Genomic DNA, 18,320 nt, shown 5'->3' on the forward strand with positions numbered 1-18,320 from the left:
GGGCTTCCTTTTGAACGGGCCTATTTGATGAGGATCAGCGAGAGCGACGGGTAAAGCGAGAGCAGCACCAGCAGGACACAGGAGATGACGAAGAACGGCAGCGTCACCATGAACATCTTGCCGGGCTTGGCGCCGGTGACGGCGGCCGCGACGAAGAAGCAGAGCCCGACCGGCGGCGACAGCAGGCCGAGCACGAGGTTGATCACCACCACGACGCCGAAATGCCGGGGATCGATGTGGTAGACGTCGGTTGCAACCGGCAGCAGGATCGGCACCGTCATGATCAGGCCGGGAATGCCGTCGATGACAGTGCCGATGATCAGCAGGATGACGTTGCAGATCAGCATGAAGCTGACTGGGTCCTTGGCGGCGGATTGGATCCAGCCGGCGGTTTCCTGCGGCACCTTGCCGAAGATCAGGACCCAGGAGAACACCGCCGCGGCCGCGACCAGGAACAGCACGATCGCCGAATAGATGGCGCTGCGCAGCATCATCTGCGGCAGCTGCGAGAACTCGAATTCCTTGGTCCAGTATTTCCCGACGAGTGCGGCGGCGACCGCGCCGACCGCTGCGGATTCCGTCGCATTGGCGAGGCCGCTGAGGATGGTGCCGACGATGACGATCGGAATCAGCAGGGTGGGTGACGTCCGCAGGATCGTCATGACGCGCTGGCGCGGCGTCTGATAATCCGCGCGGGGATAGTTGTAGACATATCCCATCAGCGCGATGACGAGGCAGAACATCACCGTGAGGATCACGCCCGGCACGATGCCGGCGATCAGCATGTCGCTGACCGAGACCTGCGCGAGCACGCTGTAGACCACGAACATCACCGAGGGCGGAATGATCGGGCCGAGCATGCCGCCATAGGCGGTCAATTCCGCCGCGAAGGTCTTGTCGTAGCCCTTCTTCTCCATCTCCGGGACCATGATCTGCGCCATGATCGCGACCTGTGCGGTGGCAGATCCCAGGATCGAGGAGATGAACATGTTGGCGAGAATGTTGACGTAGGCGAGCCCGCCCTTGAGCGAGCCGACGAACGCCATCGCCATGTCGACGATGCGCCGCGTGATGCCGCCGCCGTTCATGATCTCGCCGATCAGGATGAAGAGCGGAATGGCGATCAGACCGTAGCTGTCGACGCCGCCGAACAGCTGGAGCGGATAAGACTGGAACAGCACCGGATTGCCGGACGCTGCGATGTAGACGAGGCCGGCAAGGCACAGGCAGAGGCCGATCGGCACGCCGACCAGCATGATCGCGACGAAGGCGGCTGACGTGATCATCAGTTGACCCCGTCGAGCTCTGAGAGCGCAAAGCCCTTCGGCGGCGTGCGCGGGACCAGCTCGAGATCTTCCAGCAGGTTGGCGAGGCCGTGGATGGTCATCGAGACCGCGAAGATCGGCAGCGTCAAATAGAGCACCCAGGTCGGCCAGTTCAGCGTCTGGGTGTGCTCGGTGTAGAGAAAGTTGAAGGTTTCGGCCGCGAGCTTGCGCCCGTCGAAGCCGGCGCGCGCAAGACCAATCGGGTCCATCCAGAGCACGCAGGTCACGATCAGCGCGATGCCGAACACGACGACCATTCCGGTCGAGATCACCTTTGCGATCTTCTGGTGCCGCGGCGAAAGACGCTCCGTCAGCATGGTGACCGCGAAATCGAGCCGCAGCCGCGTCATCGCGGAGGCGCCTACGAAGGTCAGCCAGACCACGCAATAGACCGCGGATTCATCGATCCAGTAGATCGGGAAGCGCGCGTAGCGGGTGACGACGTTCACCAGGATCAGGCCGGTGAGCAGGTACATCAGGCCCATCAGCGCGACGCGCTCGACGGCGAGCAGGCCACTGGACGCGCGGACGACCATGTGTCGAACGCCGAATGCGCGCGTAGCCGGCATCGTCTGCTCGATCATGAAAGAGGCCCCGACCCCTGAGAAATCTCGTGCTATCGGCAAATGTATAATTTATACATTTTGCATGTCAAACGGAGATTGCGGTCATTTCGGCGGCAGGACGCGCTTTTGCTGGGCACCGGCCTTTGCCGGGCCGCGCAACATGCAAGAGAGGGACCGCTTCGGCCGGATGAGTCGGGAAGGACAACAGAAGGTCAGATGAAACAGCCTCTGAAGCATCGCACGCTGTCGGCCGCGATCGTCGACCAGCTCCGGCAGGCGATCCTCGACGGCACCTATCCGGCCGGCTCGCAGCTACGGCAGGACGCGCTTGGCGAGGCCTATGGCGTCAGCCGCATCCCGGTGCGCGAAGCGCTGTTCCAACTCGAGGCCGAAGGCCTGGTGCGCATCGTCCCGCAGAAGGGTGCGATCGTCTCGGAGCTGTCGCTGGACGAGATCAACGACGTGTTCGATCTGCGCCGGATTTTGGAGCCGCGCCTCCTGGCGCAATCGGCGCCGCGTTTCACCGGCGATGATTTCGAAGGGCTCGACGACATCCACAAGCAGTTCGAGAAGGCGATCAAGGCGCGTAATGTCAGCGAATGGGGGCAGCTCAACGCCGACTTCCACATGGCGCTCTATGTTCACGCCCCGCAGCCGCGTACGCGCGCGATCGTGCTGTCACTGCTCCAGACCAGCGATCGCTACACGCGCCTCCAGCTCTCCAATACCAAGGCGATGGGGACGGCCGAGAAGGAGCACGCCCATCTGATCGCGCTCTGTCGCGCGGAGAAGGTCGAGGAAGCCTGCCGGTTTTTGGAGCGGCACATCGAGGCCGTGCGCAAGGATCTGTTGCAGGTCGTTGGCGGCAGTGCGATCGCGCCGAAGCCGCGGCGGAAGAGCGAATAACTTCGTAGGGTGGGCAAAGGCGCACTTGCGCCGTGCCCACCATCCCTCCGCGCTCGCATTTGCTGGGCACGCTTCCGCCTTCGCTCTTCGAGCTACGGCGGACGAGTCGCTTTGCCCACCCTACGGCAATTGCGATCGCCTCTACCTGCTCCCGTCCGGCCCCATCACCAGGTCCGGCAGCCCGGTCGAGATTCCCGGGAAGAAGCACAGCAGCAGCACCGCCAGCATCATGAGCAGCACGAAGGGCAGGGTGCCCCAGATCACCTCGCGCAGGGGAATGTCGGGCGCGACGTTGCGGATGACGAAGATGTTCAATCCCACCGGTGGATGGATCAGCCCCATCTCCATCACGATGGTCATGACCACGCCGAACCAGATGATGTCGAAATTGGCGGCGCGGAGCGGCGGCAGGATGATCGGCGCGGTCATCAGGATGATCGAGACCGGCGGCAGGAAGAAGCCGAGCACGACGACCATGACCAGGATCGCGAACAGCAGCTCCCAGCGCGGGAGATGCATCGCGACGATGGATTCGGCGACCGATTGCGAGATGTGCAGATAGCTCATCACGTAGGAATAGAGCAGCGACATGCCGATGATCATCATGAGCATGGTCGATTCCCGGATCGTCGACATCATGATCGGCGCAAGATCGCTCGGCCGCCACACGCTGTAGATCGCCGCGATCAGCGCCAGCGCGAGGAGGCCGCCGAGGCCGGCGGTTTCCGACGGCGTCGCGTAGCCGCCATAGAGCGCGATCATGACGCCGGTGAGCAGCAGCACGAAGGGGATTACGCGCGGCAGCACGCTGAAGCGTTCGGCGAGCGTGTATTCATCGCGGGCCAGGATCGCGGCTTCAGGGCCGCCTTTCTCGTAGATTGCCTGGGCCGCGGCATATTCCTGGCGGAAGCGGATCACCGCATAGGCGCCGAACAGGGACACCAGCAGCAGGCCGGGCCCGATGCCGGCGAGGAAGAGACGGCCGAGCGATTTTTCGGCGGCGACCGCGAACAGGATCATCGTGATCGAGGGCGGCAGCAGAATGCCGAGCGTGCCGCCGGCCGCGATGATGCCGGCGGCAAAACCGCCGGAATAGCCGCGCTTGCGCATCTCGGGGATGCCGGCCGATCCGATCGCCGAGCAGGTCGCTGGGCTGGAGCCCGCCATCGCCGCAAACAACGCACAGGCGAACACGTTGGCGACGCCGAGGCCGCCGGGCACGCGATGCAGCCAGGCATGCAGGGCCGAATAGAGATCCTGGCCTGCGCGCGATTTGCCGATCGCGGCGCCCTTCAGGATGAAGAGCGGGATCGACAGCAGCGTGATCGAGGCCATTTCCTCGTAGACGTTCTGCGTCACCGTATCCAGGGACGCAGCCGGCATGTAGATGCCCATGAACACGACCGCGACCGCGCCGAGCGCGAACGCGATCGGCATGCCTGAGAACATCACGACCAGCGTCGCGATACCGTAGGCGAGGCCGATACCGAAGACGCTCATGGACGCCTGGCTCCTGCGAAAGGCAGCGCAAGCTGCACGAGGATCTGGATGCAGAGCAGGCTCATCCCGAGCGCCATCAGCGAATAGGGAATGGCGAGCGGCGGCGACCACATCGAGTTCGAGACCTGGCCGTCGACATAGGCTTCATGGGTCAGCGTCCAGGACTTCCAGGTGAAGAAGGCGCAGAACAGGAACGTCGCGGCATCGACCAGCCAGAGCCTGATCCGGTTCGCGAGCGGCGACAGCAGGCCGACAAAGGCCTCGATGCCGATATGGCCGCGCTTCTGCTGCACATAGGCCGCCGTCATGAAGGTGGCGCCGACCAGGAGGAATACGGCGGCCTCGTCCTGCCAGTAATTGGCGGCCTTGAACAGAGCGCGGCTGAGCACGCTGTAGCTCAGGATGGCGCAGGCCGCGATCAGCGCGATCGCTGCGAACACGACGATGATGCTGTTGAGGACGGCGAGACCGCGATCAATCGCCGCCGCAAGGCCGGTCCTTGCGGCAGCGTTCGCCTGGTCGTCACGATCCGGAAGCGGACCGTGGCTCATGCGCCGACGTCGGAGGCGAGCTTGAGCAGGTTGGCGGCGGTCGCGGTCTTGGCGCCGTAGTCCTTCCACGCGGTGTCGCGGGCGATGTCGCGCCATTTGCCGACGGTGGCGGCATCGAGCGCACTGACCTTGGCACCGGCCTTCTCGTAGACCTTGGCGACCTCGACGTCGTCGTCCTGCGCACCCTTGCGGCCGAAGGCTTCGAGCTCGGTGCCGACCGCGAGCAGGACGTCCTGCTGGTTCTTCGGCAACTTGTCGAAGATCACCTTCGACATCATCAGCGGCTCGAGCATGAACCAGTAGGAGGCGCCCGCACCCGAGGTCAGCGACTTCGCGACCTCTTCGAGCCGGAACGAGATCAGGCTGGTCGAGGAGGTGATGCCGGCATCGCAGGCGCCGGTCTGCATCGCCGCGTAGATTTCGTTCGACGGCACCGAGAGCACCGAGGCGCCGGCGGTCTGGAGCACCATGTCCATCTCGCGCGAGCCGCCGCGCACCTTCATGCCCTTGGCATCTTCAGGGGCGACGATCGGCTTGGAGCGGCTGGCGACGCCGCCGGCCTGCCACACCCAGGTGAGCAGGATGATGCCCTTGTCGGCGAGGAAGTCGGTCAGCGCCTTGCCGACCGGCGCCTTCTTCCAGCGCAGGCCCTGATCGTAGGTGGTGACGAGGCCGGGCATCAGGCCGATATTGGTCTCCGGCAATTCGCCGCCGGCGTAAGGCATCGGATAGAGGCTGATGTCGAGCGCACCCTTGCGCATCGCGGAGAACTGCGCGTTGGTCTTGATCAGCGAGGAGTTCGGATAGATCTCGGCGGCGATGTCGCCTTTGCTGCGCTTGGCGACTTCAGCCGCGAACATGCGGCAGAGCCGGTCGCGGAAGTCTCCCTTGTCGATGGTCCCTCCCGGGAATTGATGCGAGATCTTCAGCGTGGTCGCGGCATGCGCGGTACCAGTGCCGAAGCGAAGAATGGCGGGTGCGGCGACGGCGGTCGCGATCAGATGACGGCGCGTGAGCATGGCGGTATCCCCTTGGACGGTCTTGGCCGGTTCTTGTTTGGTGTGAGGTGGGCTGGGTCCTTGAGACCGGCGCGTAGTCCATCCTAGCCGGTCTTTCACCCAATATTCTCTCATCTGATAGTTCGAGACCGAATGCCGCGGCAAGTGCCGACTTTGCTGCGGTGCACACTTACCGCTTGCGTAGCCGGCCCGCAGAAATTTTGTCAGTGGGCGCGTAACAACGCCAGCGGGCAATCCGTCGGGATCAGATAGCGGCGTCCGTCGCTGACAAACACCATCTCGAAGGGAAATCACTCATGACCATTCGCACCCGCATCGTGCTCGGCGTCTCGGCTGCCGCTCTGTCGCTTGGCCTCGCGCTGTCGCCTGCCGCTCTTGCCCAGGACAAGATGGGCAAGGAAGACGGCATGATGAAGAAGGACACGATGTCCAAGGACGGAATGAAGAAGGACACCATGTCCAAGGACGACGGCATGAAGAAGGACCACATGTCGAAGGACGGGATGAAGAAGGACGACGGGATGATGAAGAAGAACTGACCTTCCGCCGTCGTCGCGGCGTCCGCGAAGGCAGACGCGCGCTTGAAAGTCCAAGGGCGGTCACATGGACCGCCCCGGTGATGTTTCAGTTCAACTTCAGTTGAACGTGACGTGAGTTGAACGTGATTTGAGTTGGACGTGACTTGCGAACGTTACTTCCGCTTGGCCTTTCGGGCCGCGTAGCGGGCGTCGCGCTTGGCCTTTTGCTCGGCCTCGATCTCGGCCTGCCTGGCGATCGCTTCTTCCGCTTCGCGGGCGATACGCGCCGCTTCGGCGGCTGCAGCTTCTTCCGCAATACGCTTCTGCTCGGCCTTCTCGGCTTCGCGCGCGGCCTTCGCCTCGGCGCGCTTGGCCGCAAGCGCCTCGCGCTCAGCACGACGTGCCGCCACCGCCGGATCATCCAGCCCGGGCTGCGACTTGAATTTGTTCAAAAGATTTTTGCGCGCGTCCTGCGCCGCCTTTTGCCGGTCTGCGAAGCCGGGTTCCCTGAATCCACTCATCGACGAGCCTTGTCTTCCTCGCTTCCGATCTTACATCATTGCCTGTTGGTACGTCGGCTGGGCATAGCGGGCACCACGCGACGCAGAAGCGTGTACATCGGCGCGCGTCGCGAAGCCACCCATAATCGCAGCCGATCAGGTAGACGAAAAATCGCCACCCCCGACGATCTCTCGTAGCCCCGAAAAACTGCCGAATTGTGATGTCCTTCATAGAGGACCACACGGAGCGGCGCCTAGCGTCCGCCCGGTACGAGACGGAGCACGGGCATGATGATCTTCCGACTGAGCCCGAAGGCGCTCGCAATCGCCGTCGCGGTGGTCGCCCTGGCCGGCGTCGCGCTGTTGCTCGCCCGCCCGAAGCCGATCGAAAGTGCCGTCCTCGGCGCGGATTGGGAATGCACCCAGACCGCGTTCTTGCTGACGACCTGCGCACCGCGGGCCACCCCGGCGGTCGAAACATCGCGCAAGGATGCGATCCGGCAGACCCGGGGCTGAACGATCGACCGGGATGTGACGCGACGTCGCAGAGGTGGTAAAGCCGGCTCACCCCTGCGATCGGCCAGTCATGTCCAAGTCTGAGTCCAAGTCCGAACCCAAGTCCGAACCGGGCAAAAAGCCCAAATCCCTCGCCAAATCTCAATCCGGCGACAACCGTCGTGGCGCGATTGCCGGATTGATCATCGCGCTCGTGATCCTCGGTGTCGGCTGGTGGCTCGCCCGCGATCTCACCGCGGCCAGCAAGATGCAGGACTGCCTGATGTCGGGGCGGACCAACTGCAATGTGATCGAGCCGGCGCGCTAGAACGGTTCCGCCGCGCCCCCAGGGCCGAAAATTGCCGTGATCTTAATCATTTGTAACGGGACTTAGCCGACCAAAGCAGGTCAGTTATGCCCGCCGGCATCAGCCAGGCGCGAGGCGAATCGTCTATCGCGCTAGGCACCACGGCAATCGCGAGAGTAGGGGGTTAAGCACGCATGAGTGCGTCCAGCCGCATGAAGATCATTATTCCCTTGGTTTCGGCCATGTCCCTTGTCGCGCTTTCGGCGCAGGCACAGGACTCATTGCCGCCAAGACCCCCGGCCCAGGCGCCGGCGGGGCCCGGCGCCGGTGCGCCGCCCCAGAACAATCAGAACATGCGCAAGGGACCCCCGCCGCAGCAGGCGGCCCGGCCCGCGCAACAGCCCGGCGGCCAGCCCCACGCCGGCGGCCCCGGTCCCGGTCCGCACGGAGCAGGCGGCCCGCCGCCCGGACGCAATTACGCCAGGGGCCCCGCACCGGAGCGCGACTGGGGCGGACACGCCTATCGCGGCAATCGCGCCTGGGATGGCGGGCGCTGGCGCCACGAGGTCCGCAACGGCCGCTCCGGCTGGTGGTGGGACGTCGGCGGTGTCTGGTACTATTATCCGCAGCGGATGGCCGGCCCGCCGGCCTACATCTCCGAGGATTACATCGACGACATGCCGGTGGCCTACGCCCCGGCGCCGCCTCCCGTCGCCTACGAACCGCCGCCGCCTCCGCCACCGGCTGATCCCGGCGCAAGCGCGCTTGGCGGCGCCATCGTCGGCGGCGTGCTGGGCGGCCTGATCTCGGGCAATGCCACGGGCGCGGCCGCAGGTGCGGTGATCGGCGGCGCCACCGGCGCGATCGCCGGCGCCACGGCTGCCTCGCGGCCCGGCTATTATCTGGCGCAGGGCAATTGCTACTACCGCTATCCGAGCGGCCAGTATGTGCAGGCCGATCCTCGCGCGTGTTACTGAGGCTCCAGGCAAGGTCTGGAACAAGGAGGCGGGCGCAGGCCCGTCTCTTTTTGTTGGGGCAGCGTATTGTTGGCTGAAGCGATACTGATCGCTTCGCGCGTCACACCAGCCAGTTGAAGAACGCGATCGCGGCCCAGACCAGGCCTGCGATCCAGGCCAGCATCACGATACCGATGGTGGCAAGAAACGTGGCGCCGAACAGGTCGGGCCTTGCGCGTCGCGTCGGGACGTGAGCCTCGGCTGCTGCTTCCTGTGTCATGACGGACCACCCATGCCCTCTCGCGGCGGTGCGAGCGGTTGAAGCGATGTTTAGCCGAGACGCCGGGGGCAGGCTGTGACGCAGTTCACAGATGGGTCTTGGGGAGCCGGACGACGAGAAAACGACCCCGCATTCATACGGACGAAATTGCCATGAGCCCGTCCATATCGGTCGGTTAGGTTCGGCGTCATGTGTCCCAAGTACGACCCACAGCACGAAGCCGAGGCGGCGATGAAGCGGGCCGCGGCGTCGGCCGACGGCGCCGACCGGCAGAGGCTGATTCAACTCGCTCTGGCCTGGCATCAGCTCGCCCGCGACCGGCGCGACGAGCAGACGGACTAATCGCATCCTCGGCGAGATCTCGCGTCAAGGGACGGCCGAGGTCGGGACGCTGGTTGGCCTGCATGAGAAAGCCCCGTGCTCGGGGGGACAAGCACGGGGCCCTTCAAAGCCGACCGGGGCTGGCGGGTCGGCACCACTCCATTCCGTTGCGGCCAACGTGCTGGTCGTGATCTCGTTCCGCGGCGCTGCGCATTTCGTCGCGCCACGGCTCGCTGCGGCTGACGTTGCGCGGTTAGGAACATCCGTTCCCCGCCGACGTTGGCCGGCCATGACAGACCCCGAATTACGCGCGCAGTCTTTCGAAATCGCCTGGAAATATCTCGACCAATCCGGCCTGCTCACCGGCGAGCCGAATGATTCAGCGCGCTTCATCCTGAACAGGATCGATCGCATGATGCTGCGCGGCGAGCGGCGCAGGCTGCTGCTGTCGAATGCCGCGATCGACGCGTACCGGTTGCGGCCTGTGCTCGTGACCTCTGATGCGTGAACGAACCGGCGAGCGAAACGCGGCATTAATGAATGCGCGCTGCCGATTTTTGCGATGACGATTCGTGGCTTTGGAACGAAGCGGAGTCGGACCGTGAACAAAGAAATGCCGCTTAGGCGTCACCTGACTCAATCGATCGCCAGGCAGTGCTCCAAGCGTGGCTCCGAGTCCGCCTTCTGGCGGCTTGGACGTGCCCACGCCTGAATAGCGAAGGCGAGTTGATGCTGGCTGGCCGCCGCGTCCGCAATGGAAGCCCGCGCCGTCTCGATGCGCTGTGTGATCACGCTGGAATTCACGACGCCTGCGTCGATTGCCAAATACGACATCGCGATCACAGCAACCGCAGATGCGATAGCTATTCTCGTCCACTCGGTTGGCAGCATCGAATTCCCTATCGGGCGCACGTCGCCCGGCGCATAGATAGGGTTCGTCTGTCCGGTTCAAAGACCGGGGCGAGGGTACCCACGTATTCGTGAAGCAAGAGGATTGGTAACTGTGCGTCGGTCACGTCGATCAAGCGGCCCCGAAATTCCGGCAGCGCGAATCGAAATCGTCCACGGGATCGACGAGAACAGCGAGGCTCTTGAAGAAGTCTCCGGTGAGCGGGCGGCCGACCGCAAGTCGGCTCCATCGGCTTCGTCAATCCAGTGATGACTGGCGATCCCAGCAGGACTCGAACCTGCAACCCGCGGAGTAGAAATCCGCTACTCTATCCAGTTGAGCTATGGGACCGTCTTGAGGCCGGCCTCGGCTATCGCCTGCCGGTCTTCTAACACGCCAAATATGAAAAATCCTCGTTCCCGCCAAGTCTGAACCGAACCGTTTTCCTCAACGCCGCGACTAAGCGGAACGGTGGGGTGTCAGGGTGCCGGGTTGAGCGGCAGCGGACTGGACGATGGATTACATCGCCGGGAACGCTGGCCAGCTTCCGGGACACGACCGCCGGTCGATCGGTCAGGTAGGGCTGCGCCATCAGGACGGCGTGCGCGGTGATATCTCGATCGGTCTCCTCAGGGCTTGCCTTGTCATGGCGAATGCGACGATTTGCACCTTTGGTTCCATCGCCTTGAGTCCGTCACCTTTCCGCGCATTTCATGCTCACGCGGCGTTCGCCGCGATTTCCGGGAGTCCACGATGATCGCTCTTGTTCGCGCCGTCACACTCTGCGCCACGCTGGCGCTCGGCCTTAGCGCAGCGCTGGCCGCCGACAAGGCGTTCAAGCGCGACGACCTCGCCGATTCCGCGATCAAGCTGGAGGCCCAGATCAAGAGCGAAGCGGGGCCGGTCGCCAAGACCAGCGCGACGCTGCGCACGGACGCCGACGCCGCCTTCCGGCGCAACGATCTCCGCACCGGGCTGTCGGTGCTCGGCCAGATCGCCGCGACCACGCCGGAGGATACCGGCAACTGGCTGCGGCTCGCCAAGGTGATCTTCCAGATCTCGCCGAAGAGCTCGAGCGAGCAGACCTTCCTGCTGGAGCGGGCCTCGACCGCCGCCTACATCGCCTACCAGCGCGCCGGCAATGCGGGCGAGGAGGCGGATGCGCTCGCCGTGCTCGGCAAGTCGCTGGCCGAACGCAAGCTGTGGCGGCCGGCGCTGGATGTGCTGCGGCTGTCGCTCGACATGCGCGAGGTCGCCGACGTCCGCGGCCAATACGAGAAGATGCGCGACGAGCACGGCTTCCGGCTGCTCGACTATACCGTGGACTCGGATTCGGCGAGCCCGCGCGCCTGCTTCCAGTTCTCGGAGGAGCTGGCCAAGCGCACCGATTTCGCGCCGTACCTCGCGCTGGCGGGTCAGGACAAGCCGGCGCTGTCGGCCGAAGGCAAGCAACTCTGCGTCGACGGGCTGAAGCACGGCGAGCGCTACAACATCAATCTGCGCGCCGGCCTGCCGTCCACCGTGAAGGAGGGCCTGCCGAAATCGGCCGAGTTCAACGTCTATGTGCGCGACCGCAAGCCGTTCGTGCGCTTCACCAGCCGCGCCTACGTGCTGCCGCGGACCGGCCAGCGCGGCATTCCCGTGGTCAGCGTCAACACGCCCGCGGTCAGCGTCAACGTCTTCAGGATCGGCGATCGCAACCTGATCAACACGGTGGTCGACAGCGATTTCCAGAAGACGCTGTCGCGCTACCAGCTCGCCGATCTCGGCGGCGAGCGCGGCGTCAAGGTCTGGACCGGCGAGCTCGCGACCGCGATGACGCTGAACCAGGACGTCATCACCGCATTCCCGGTCGACCAGGCGCTGGGCGAGCTCCAGCCTGGAGTCTATGTGATGACCGCCGCAGCCAAGGGGCCGGGCTCGGACGACGACTACCAGCTCGCGACCCAGTGGTTCATCGTCTCCGACCTCGGGGTCACCGCCTATTCCGGCAATGACGGCATCCACGTCTTTGTCAATTCGCTGGCCTCGACCGACCCGGTCGGCAAGGCCGAGGTCCGGCTGGTCGCCCGCAACAACGAGATTTTGGCGACCCGCAAGACCGACGACAGCGGCCATGTGCTGTTCGAGGCGGGCCTTGCGCGCGGCGAAGGCGGCCTGTCGCCGGCGATGCTCACGGTCACGGGCGAGAAGGCCGACTATGCCTTTCTGAGCTTGAAGACCTCGGCTTTCGACCTGTCCGACCGCGGTGTTTCGGGCCGGGCGGTGCCATCGGGCGCCGATGCGTTCGTCTACGCCGAGCGCGGCGTCTATCGCTCCAGCGAGACCGTCTATCTCACCGCGCTCTTGCGCGACGGGCAGGGCAATGCCGTTGCCGGCGGGCCGCTGACGCTGGTGATCGAGCGCCCCGACGGCGTCGAATTCCGCCGCGCCGTGCTGGCCGACCAGGGCGCCGGCGGCCGCACGCTGTCCGTGCCGCTCAATTCGGCCGTCCCGACCGGGACCTGGCGGGTCCGCGCCTTCACTGATCCGAAGGGCTCGTCGGTCGGCGAAACCACCTTCATGGTCGAGGACTACGTCCCCGACAGGATCGAATTCGACTTGTCCGCCAAGGACAAGCTGATCAAAGCTAACGCTCCGGTGGAGCTTAAGGCGGATGGCCATTTCCTCTATGGCGCGCCGGCCGCCGGTCTCCAGCTCGAAGGCGACATGCTGGTCGCGCCGGCGAGCGAACGCCCGGGCTTTGCCGGCTACCAGTTCGGCGTCGCCGACGAGGAGACCACCTCGAACGAGCGCACGCCGCTGGAGAATTTGCCGGAGGCCGACGCCAATGGCGTTGCCACCTTCCCGGTGACGCTGGACAAGCAGCCCGCCTCGACGCGTCCGCAGGAGGCGCAGATCTTCGTTCGCATGGTCGAGACCGGCGGCCGCGCGGTCGAGCGCAAGATCGTGCTGCCGGTCGCGCCCGCCAACGCCATGATCGGCATCAAGCCGCTGTTCGGCGACAAGAACGTCGCCGAGGGCGACAAGGCGGAGTTCGATGTCGTGTTCGTCTCGCCCGAAGGCGAGAGGCTGCGCCGCGATGGCCTGCGCTACGAGCTCCTGAAGATGGAGTCGCGCTACCAGTGGTACCGCCAGAACAATTACTGGGAGTACGAGCCGGTCAAATCGACGTCGCGCGTTTCCGACGGCGACGTGACGATCGCGGCCGACAAGCCGTCGCGGATTTCGCTCAGCCCGCAGCCCGGCCGCTACCGGCTCGATGTAAGGTCGAATGATGCCGACGGTCCGGTGACCTCGGTGCAGTTCGACGTCGGCTGGTATTCCGACGGCAGCGCCGATACGCCGGACCTGCTGGAGACCTCGATCGACAAGCCGCAATACGCATCCGGCGACACCATGACGGTGTCGGTGAACGTCCGCAGCGCCGGCAAGCTCACCGTCAACGTGCTCGGCGACCGCCTGCTGACGACGCAGACCATCGACGTCAAGGAAGGTACCGCGCAGGTGAGGCTGCCGGTCGGCAAGGACTGGGGCACCGGCGCCTATGTGGTGGCGACGCTGCGCCGCCCGCTCGATGCGGCTGCGCAACGTATGCCGGGCCGGGCGATCGGCCTGAAATGGTTCGGCATCGACAAGCAGACCCGCACGCTCCAGGTGAAGCTGACGCCGCCGGCATTGATCCGGCCGAATGCAACGTTGAGGATCCCGGTCAAGCTCGACGGGCTCAATCCGGGTGAGGACGCCAAGGTCGTCATCGCCGCGGTCGATGTCGGCATCCTCAACCTCACCAATTACAAGCCGCCGGCGCCGGACGATTACTATCTCGGCCAGCGCCGCCTGAGCGCGGAGATCCGCGATCTCTATGGGCAACTGATCGACGGCATGTCGGGTACGCGCGGACAGATCAAGTCCGGCGGCGATGCCGGCGCCGGCGAATTGCAGGGCTCTCCGCCCGCGCAAAAGCCGCTCGCGCTCTACTCGGGCATCGTCACGGTCGCCGCCGACGGCACCGCCGAAGTGAGCTTCGATATCCCCGAGTTCGCCGGCACCGCGCGCGTGATGGCGGTGGCCTGGACCGCGACAAAGCTCGGCCGCGCCAACACGGATGTCGTGATCCGCGATCCCGTGGTGCTGACCACGACCTTGCCGCGCTTCCTGCTCAATGGCGACCACGGCACGGTCAATCTCGAGATCGACAATGTCGAGGGCCAGGCCGGCGACTACGTCATCAACGTGAAGGCCGGCGGCCCGGTGAAGATGACCGGCAATCCCGCAACCACGGTCAAGCTCGCCGCCAAGCAGCGCAACGCGTTTACGCTCGCAGTCGACGCGACCGCCGCGGGGCAGGCGACGCTCGATGTCGACATCAAGGGACCGAACGGGCTTGCGCTGGCGCGTCACTATGCGCTCGACGTCAAGGCGGCGACCCAGGTGCTGGCGCGGCGTTCGATCCGGACGCTGGCGAAGGGTGAAAGCCTGACGCTAACCTCGGACATGTTCTCCGATCTCGTCCCGGGCACCGGCAGCGTCTCGGTTTCGGCCAGCCTGTCGACGGCGCTCGACGCCGCAACGATCCTGAAGGCGCTCGACCGCTACCCCTATGGCTGCTCGGAACAGATCACGAGCCGTGCCTTGCCGTTGCTCTATGTCAACGAGCTCGCCGCCGGCGCGCATCTGGCCATGGACGCCGAGGTCGACCAGCGCATCCGCGATGCGATCGAGCGGCTCCTGGCGCGCCAGGGCTCCAACGGCTCGTTCGGCCTGTGGTCGGCCGGAGGCGACGACGCCTGGCTCGACGCCTACGTGACGGACTTCCTCACCCGCGCCCGCGAAAAGGGCTTTGCGGTGCCGGACGTGCTGTTCAAGAACGCGCTCGACCGTATCCGCAACTCGGTCGTGAACGGCAACGAGCCGGAGAAGGACGGCGGGCGCGATCTCGCCTACGGCCTCTACGTGCTCGCACGCAATGGCGCGGCGCCGATCGGCGATCTCCGCTATCTCGCCGACACCAAGCTCGCCAACCTAGCGACCCCGATCGCGAAGTCGCAGCTTGCGGCGGCGCTCGCACTGGTCGGCGACCGCAACCGCGCGGAGCGGGTCTATGGTGCCGCGCTCGACAGCCTCGCGCCGAAGCCGGTGCTGGAGTTCGGCCGTACCGACTACGGCTCGCAGCTGCGCGATGCCGCAGCGCTGGTCTCGCTCGCCAGCGAAGGCAACGCGCCGAAGGCGACGCTGACGCAGGCGGTGTCGCGGGTCGAGACCGCGCGCGGTCTGACGCCCTACACCTCGACGCAGGAGAATGCGTGGCTGGTGCTGGCGGCGCGCGCGCTCGCCAAGGAGAACCTGTCGATGGACGTCGACGGCCAGCCGGTCAAGACTGCGCTGTACCGCAGCTACAAGGCCGTGACGCTGGAGGGCAAGCCGCTGAAGATCACCAACACCGGCGATGCGCCGGTTCAGGCGGTGGTCTCGGTGTCGGGCTCGCCGGTCACGCCGGAGCCGGCTGCATCGAACGGCTTCAAGATCGAGCGCAATTACTTCACGCTCGACGGCAAGCCCGCCGACATCAGCAAGGTCAAGCAGAACCAGCGTTTCGCCGTGGTGCTGAAGATCACCGAGGCGAAGCCCGAGTACGGCCACATCATGGTGTCCGATTATCTGCCCGCGGGCCTCGAGATCGACAATCCGAAGCTGGTGTCGTCGGGCGACAGCGGCACGCTGGACTGGATCGAGGACGGCGAGGAGCCCGAGGATACCGAGTTCCGTGACGACCGCTTCACGGCGGCGGTCGATCGCGCATCGGACTCCAAGTCGGTCTTCACCGTCGCTTACATCGTGCGTGCGGTCGCGCCCGGCAAATACGTGCTGCCGCAGGCCTATGTCGAGGACATGTACAATCCCTCGCGCTACGGCCGGACCGGGACGGGTAACGTCGAGGTGCGGACGGCGAAGTGAGTGGAGAGATGAGCGAGGCCAATCAAGTATCTCGTCATTCCGGGGCGGTGCGAAGCGCCGAACCCGGAATCTCGAGATTCCGGGTCTGGTCCTTCGGACCATCCCGGAATGACGGCAGTGGAGCGAGCGGCGGAGGGCTTCGCGTCCTCTCGGCCGCCGCCGTCGCTTTCATCCTCGCCATCGTCAGCTTCGTCGCCTGGGTCTACTCCCTCGGCCCGCTGCCGCTCGACGAGGCGCGCCAGGTCTCCACCACGGTCGTCGATCGTAACGGAAAACTGCTACGCGCCTATGCCATGGCCGACGGCCGCTGGCGGCTGCCGGTCGATGCCAGGGCCAACGTCGATCCGACCTATCTCAAGCTGCTGCTCGCCTATGAGGACCAGCGCTTCTACGCGCATAACGGTCTCGACCCGCTCGCTCTCGGGCGCGCCGCACTACAGCTGACCACGCGCGGCCACATCGTCTCGGGCGGCTCGACCATCAGCATGCAGCTTGCGCGCCTGATGGAGCCGCGGCGACAGCGCTCGCTCTATGCCAAGCTGCGGCAGATCGTGCGGGCGATCGAGATCGAGCGCAGCATGAGCAAGGCCGAGATCCTGGACCTCTATCTCGCGCTGGCGCCCTATGGCGGCAATCTCGAAGGCATCCGCTCGGCCTCGATCGCCTATCTCGGCAAAGAGCCGAAGCGGCTCTCGCTGGCCGAGGCCGCGCTGCTGGTCGCGCTGCCGCAATCGCCGGAGACGCGCCGGCTCGATCGCTATCCCGAGGCGGCACGTAAAGCCCGCGACCGCGTGCTGGACCGCATGGTCGAGGAGCATGTGGTCAGCCTCGATGACGCGAAACAGGCCAAGGCCGTGCCCGTGCCAAAACTGCGCAAGCCGATGCCGATCCTCGCGCCGCACGCCTCCGACACGGCGCTGTCGACGGTCAAGGATACGCCGGTCATCAAGCTGACGCTCGATGCCAATCTGCAGAAGGTGCTCGAGCCGCTCGCGCGCGACCGCGCCATTGCGCTCGGGCCCAACATCTCGGTCGGCATCATCGTGGTCGACAATGAGAGCGGCGACGTGCTCGCCCGCGTCGGATCGGCCGATTATTTCGACGAGAGCCGGGCGGGGCAGGTCGACATGACCCGCGCCGTCCGCTCGCCGGGGTCGACGTTAAAGCCCTTCATCTACGGGCTCGCCTTCGAGGACGGCTTCGTCCACCCCGACAGCTTGATCGACGACCGGCCCGTCCGCTTCGGCTCCTACGCGCCGGAAAATTTCGACATGACGTTTCAAGGCACGGTGCCGGTGAAGAAGGCGCTGCAATTGTCGCTGAACGTTCCGGCGATCGTGCTGCTCGACCGCGTCGGCGCGAGCCGGTTGTCGTCGCGGCTGCGACAGGCCGGCGGCAATCTGGTTCTGCCCAAGGACGAGGCACCGGGGCTCGCGATGGGACTCGGCGGCGTCGGTGTGACACTGCAGGACCTCACCCAGCTCTATACGGGCTTCGCCCGGCTCGGCACCACCATGCCGTTGCGCGACCTCATGACCGGCCGAGATGATCGCGAACCGCTGCGGCTGCTGGATCAGGTCGCGGCCTGGCAGGTCGGCAACGTGCTTCTGGGCACGCCGCCGCCCGAAAATGCCGCCCACAACCGCATCGCGTTCAAGACCGGAACTTCCTACGGCTATCGCGATGCCTGGTCGGTCGGCTTCGACGGCCGCATGACCATCGGCGTCTGGGTCGGCCGGCCGGACGGCGCGCCGGTTCCCGGGTTGATCGGCCGCGTGGCCGCAGCCCCGATCCTGTTCGACGCCTTTTCCCGCACCGGCAAGACGCTGGTTCCGTTGCCGAAGCCGCCGAAGGGAACCCTGGTTGCCAGCAACGCCAAGTTGCCATTGCCGCTGAAACGGTTCCGCCCGGTCGGAGACCTGGTGCGGACCGGCAGCGAGCAGGCGCTGCACATCCAGTTCCCGCTGAACGGCTCGCGGATCGATGTCGACCGTTCCGGCGGCGAGGGGAGCGCAGCCATGCCGGTGAAGGTCGCCGGCGGCGTCCTTCCCATGACCATCATGGTTAATGGAACATCACTCGGCGAGATCGACGGGCGCCGCCAGCGCCTGATCGATCCGCCCGGTCCGGGCTTTGCGCGGCTGACCGTGATAGACGCCACTGGCGCCGCGGACACAGTTGTCATTCGAATTCAATGACCCCGCCTTAACCGGTTGTCGGAATGACGGT

The 18,320-nt window shown here is 65.4% G+C and carries 18 protein-coding genes and 1 tRNA gene; 10 read left to right on the top strand and 9 right to left on the bottom strand.

The window, feature by feature from the left end:
- Window positions 1-20: 20 nt before the first annotated feature.
- Complete coding sequence (locus AB7008_RS25540) at window positions 21-1,286, bottom strand: TRAP transporter large permease (RefSeq protein WP_441259718.1); 1,266 nt, start codon at window positions 1,284-1,286, stop codon at window positions 21-23.
- Window positions 1,286-1,894 (bottom strand): TRAP transporter small permease, encoded by a 609-nt coding sequence (locus AB7008_RS25545; protein WP_304494194.1) that lies wholly within the window; start codon window positions 1,892-1,894, stop codon window positions 1,286-1,288. The genes AB7008_RS25540 and AB7008_RS25545 overlap by 1 nt, the downstream gene beginning before the upstream one ends.
- 213 nt (window positions 1,895-2,107) lie before the next feature.
- Between AB7008_RS25545 and AB7008_RS25550 the strand changes: the two genes are divergently transcribed.
- Complete coding sequence (locus AB7008_RS25550) at window positions 2,108-2,797, top strand: GntR family transcriptional regulator (RefSeq protein ID WP_304489726.1); 690 nt, start codon at window positions 2,108-2,110, stop codon at window positions 2,795-2,797.
- 141 nt (window positions 2,798-2,938) lie between these two features.
- Here the strand turns inward: AB7008_RS25550 and AB7008_RS25555 are convergent, their stop codons facing one another.
- Genes AB7008_RS25555 through AB7008_RS25565 form a run of 3 tightly spaced genes read right to left on the bottom strand, consistent with a single transcriptional unit; the run spans window position 2,939 to window position 5,867 of the window.
- Complete coding sequence (locus AB7008_RS25555; protein ID WP_014495436.1) at window positions 2,939-4,297, bottom strand: TRAP transporter large permease; 1,359 nt, start codon at window positions 4,295-4,297, stop codon at window positions 2,939-2,941.
- Complete coding sequence (locus AB7008_RS25560; RefSeq protein ID WP_304489727.1) at window positions 4,294-4,848, bottom strand: TRAP transporter small permease; 555 nt, start codon at window positions 4,846-4,848, stop codon at window positions 4,294-4,296. Before AB7008_RS25560 ends, AB7008_RS25555 begins: the two co-directional genes overlap by 4 nt.
- A complete protein-coding gene (locus AB7008_RS25565) occupies window positions 4,845-5,867 on the bottom strand; it encodes a TRAP transporter substrate-binding protein (RefSeq protein WP_028161338.1) in 1,023 nt (340 codons plus the stop codon). Before AB7008_RS25565 ends, AB7008_RS25560 begins: the two co-directional genes overlap by 4 nt.
- A gap of 296 nt (window positions 5,868-6,163) precedes the next feature.
- Between AB7008_RS25565 and AB7008_RS25570 the strand changes: the two genes are divergently transcribed.
- A complete protein-coding gene (locus AB7008_RS25570) occupies window positions 6,164-6,406 on the top strand; it encodes a pentapeptide MXKDX repeat protein (RefSeq protein WP_441259719.1) in 243 nt (80 codons plus the stop codon).
- A 152-nt stretch (window positions 6,407-6,558) separates the two neighbouring features.
- Here the strand turns inward: AB7008_RS25570 and AB7008_RS25575 are convergent, their stop codons facing one another.
- Window positions 6,559-6,906: a DUF6481 family protein gene (locus AB7008_RS25575; RefSeq protein WP_028161339.1), complete on the bottom strand. Its 348-nt coding sequence runs from the start codon at window positions 6,904-6,906 to the stop codon at window positions 6,559-6,561.
- A gap of 267 nt (window positions 6,907-7,173) precedes the next feature.
- Between AB7008_RS25575 and AB7008_RS25580 the strand changes: the two genes are divergently transcribed.
- The 3 genes from AB7008_RS25580 to AB7008_RS25590 all read left to right on the top strand — a co-directional run bounded on the left by AB7008_RS25580 (window position 7,174) and on the right by AB7008_RS25590 (window position 8,664).
- On the top strand, window positions 7,174-7,401 hold the full coding sequence (locus AB7008_RS25580) for a hypothetical protein (RefSeq protein ID WP_028161340.1): 228 nt from the start codon (window positions 7,174-7,176) through the stop codon (window positions 7,399-7,401).
- 70 nt (window positions 7,402-7,471) lie between these two features.
- Window positions 7,472-7,708 (top strand): hypothetical protein, encoded by a 237-nt coding sequence (locus tag AB7008_RS25585; protein ID WP_441259720.1) that lies wholly within the window; start codon window positions 7,472-7,474, stop codon window positions 7,706-7,708.
- A gap of 173 nt (window positions 7,709-7,881) precedes the next feature.
- A complete protein-coding gene (locus AB7008_RS25590) occupies window positions 7,882-8,664 on the top strand; it encodes a hypothetical protein (protein ID WP_304489730.1) in 783 nt (260 codons plus the stop codon).
- Between the two features lie 100 nt (window positions 8,665-8,764).
- On the opposite strand, the gene AB7008_RS25595 is transcribed toward AB7008_RS25590, so the two are convergent.
- Complete coding sequence (locus AB7008_RS25595; protein ID WP_028161343.1) at window positions 8,765-8,923, bottom strand: hypothetical protein; 159 nt, start codon at window positions 8,921-8,923, stop codon at window positions 8,765-8,767.
- A 189-nt stretch (window positions 8,924-9,112) separates the two neighbouring features.
- On the opposite strand from AB7008_RS25595, the gene AB7008_RS25600 reads away from it, so the two are divergent.
- Window positions 9,113-9,265 carry a hypothetical protein gene (locus AB7008_RS25600; protein ID WP_014495428.1) on the top strand — a complete coding sequence of 51 codons (153 nt, stop codon included), beginning with the start codon at window positions 9,113-9,115 and terminating at the stop codon, window positions 9,263-9,265.
- Between the two features lie 268 nt (window positions 9,266-9,533).
- Window positions 9,534-9,752 carry a hypothetical protein gene (locus AB7008_RS25605; protein ID WP_304489731.1) on the top strand — a complete coding sequence of 73 codons (219 nt, stop codon included), beginning with the start codon at window positions 9,534-9,536 and terminating at the stop codon, window positions 9,750-9,752.
- A gap of 128 nt (window positions 9,753-9,880) precedes the next feature.
- On the opposite strand, the gene AB7008_RS25610 is transcribed toward AB7008_RS25605, so the two are convergent.
- Both AB7008_RS25610 and AB7008_RS25615 read right to left on the bottom strand, forming a co-directional pair.
- Window positions 9,881-10,135: a hypothetical protein gene (locus AB7008_RS25610; RefSeq protein ID WP_441259721.1), complete on the bottom strand. Its 255-nt coding sequence runs from the start codon at window positions 10,133-10,135 to the stop codon at window positions 9,881-9,883.
- A gap of 272 nt (window positions 10,136-10,407) precedes the next feature.
- Window positions 10,408-10,484 (bottom strand) — tRNA-Arg (locus AB7008_RS25615).
- A 163-nt stretch (window positions 10,485-10,647) separates the two neighbouring features.
- On the opposite strand from AB7008_RS25615, the gene AB7008_RS25620 reads away from it, so the two are divergent.
- Genes AB7008_RS25620 through pbpC form a run of 3 tightly spaced genes read left to right on the top strand, consistent with a single transcriptional unit; the run spans window position 10,648 to window position 18,289 of the window.
- Complete coding sequence (locus tag AB7008_RS25620) at window positions 10,648-10,890, top strand: hypothetical protein (protein WP_248883257.1); 243 nt, start codon at window positions 10,648-10,650, stop codon at window positions 10,888-10,890.
- Window positions 10,887-16,091 carry an alpha-2-macroglobulin family protein gene (locus AB7008_RS25625; RefSeq protein WP_441259722.1) on the top strand — a complete coding sequence of 1,735 codons (5,205 nt, stop codon included), beginning with the start codon at window positions 10,887-10,889 and terminating at the stop codon, window positions 16,089-16,091. The genes AB7008_RS25620 and AB7008_RS25625 overlap by 4 nt, the downstream gene beginning before the upstream one ends.
- Window positions 16,092-16,099: 8 nt before the next feature.
- Complete coding sequence (gene pbpC / locus AB7008_RS25630; protein WP_441259723.1) at window positions 16,100-18,289, top strand: penicillin-binding protein 1C; 2,190 nt, start codon at window positions 16,100-16,102, stop codon at window positions 18,287-18,289.
- The last annotated feature ends 31 nt before the right edge of the window (window positions 18,290-18,320 follow it).

The organism is Bradyrhizobium sp. 521_C7_N1_3 (assembly GCF_052075975.1).
In the GTDB taxonomy this organism is placed as follows: Bacteria; Pseudomonadota; Alphaproteobacteria; order Rhizobiales; family Xanthobacteraceae; genus Bradyrhizobium; species Bradyrhizobium japonicum.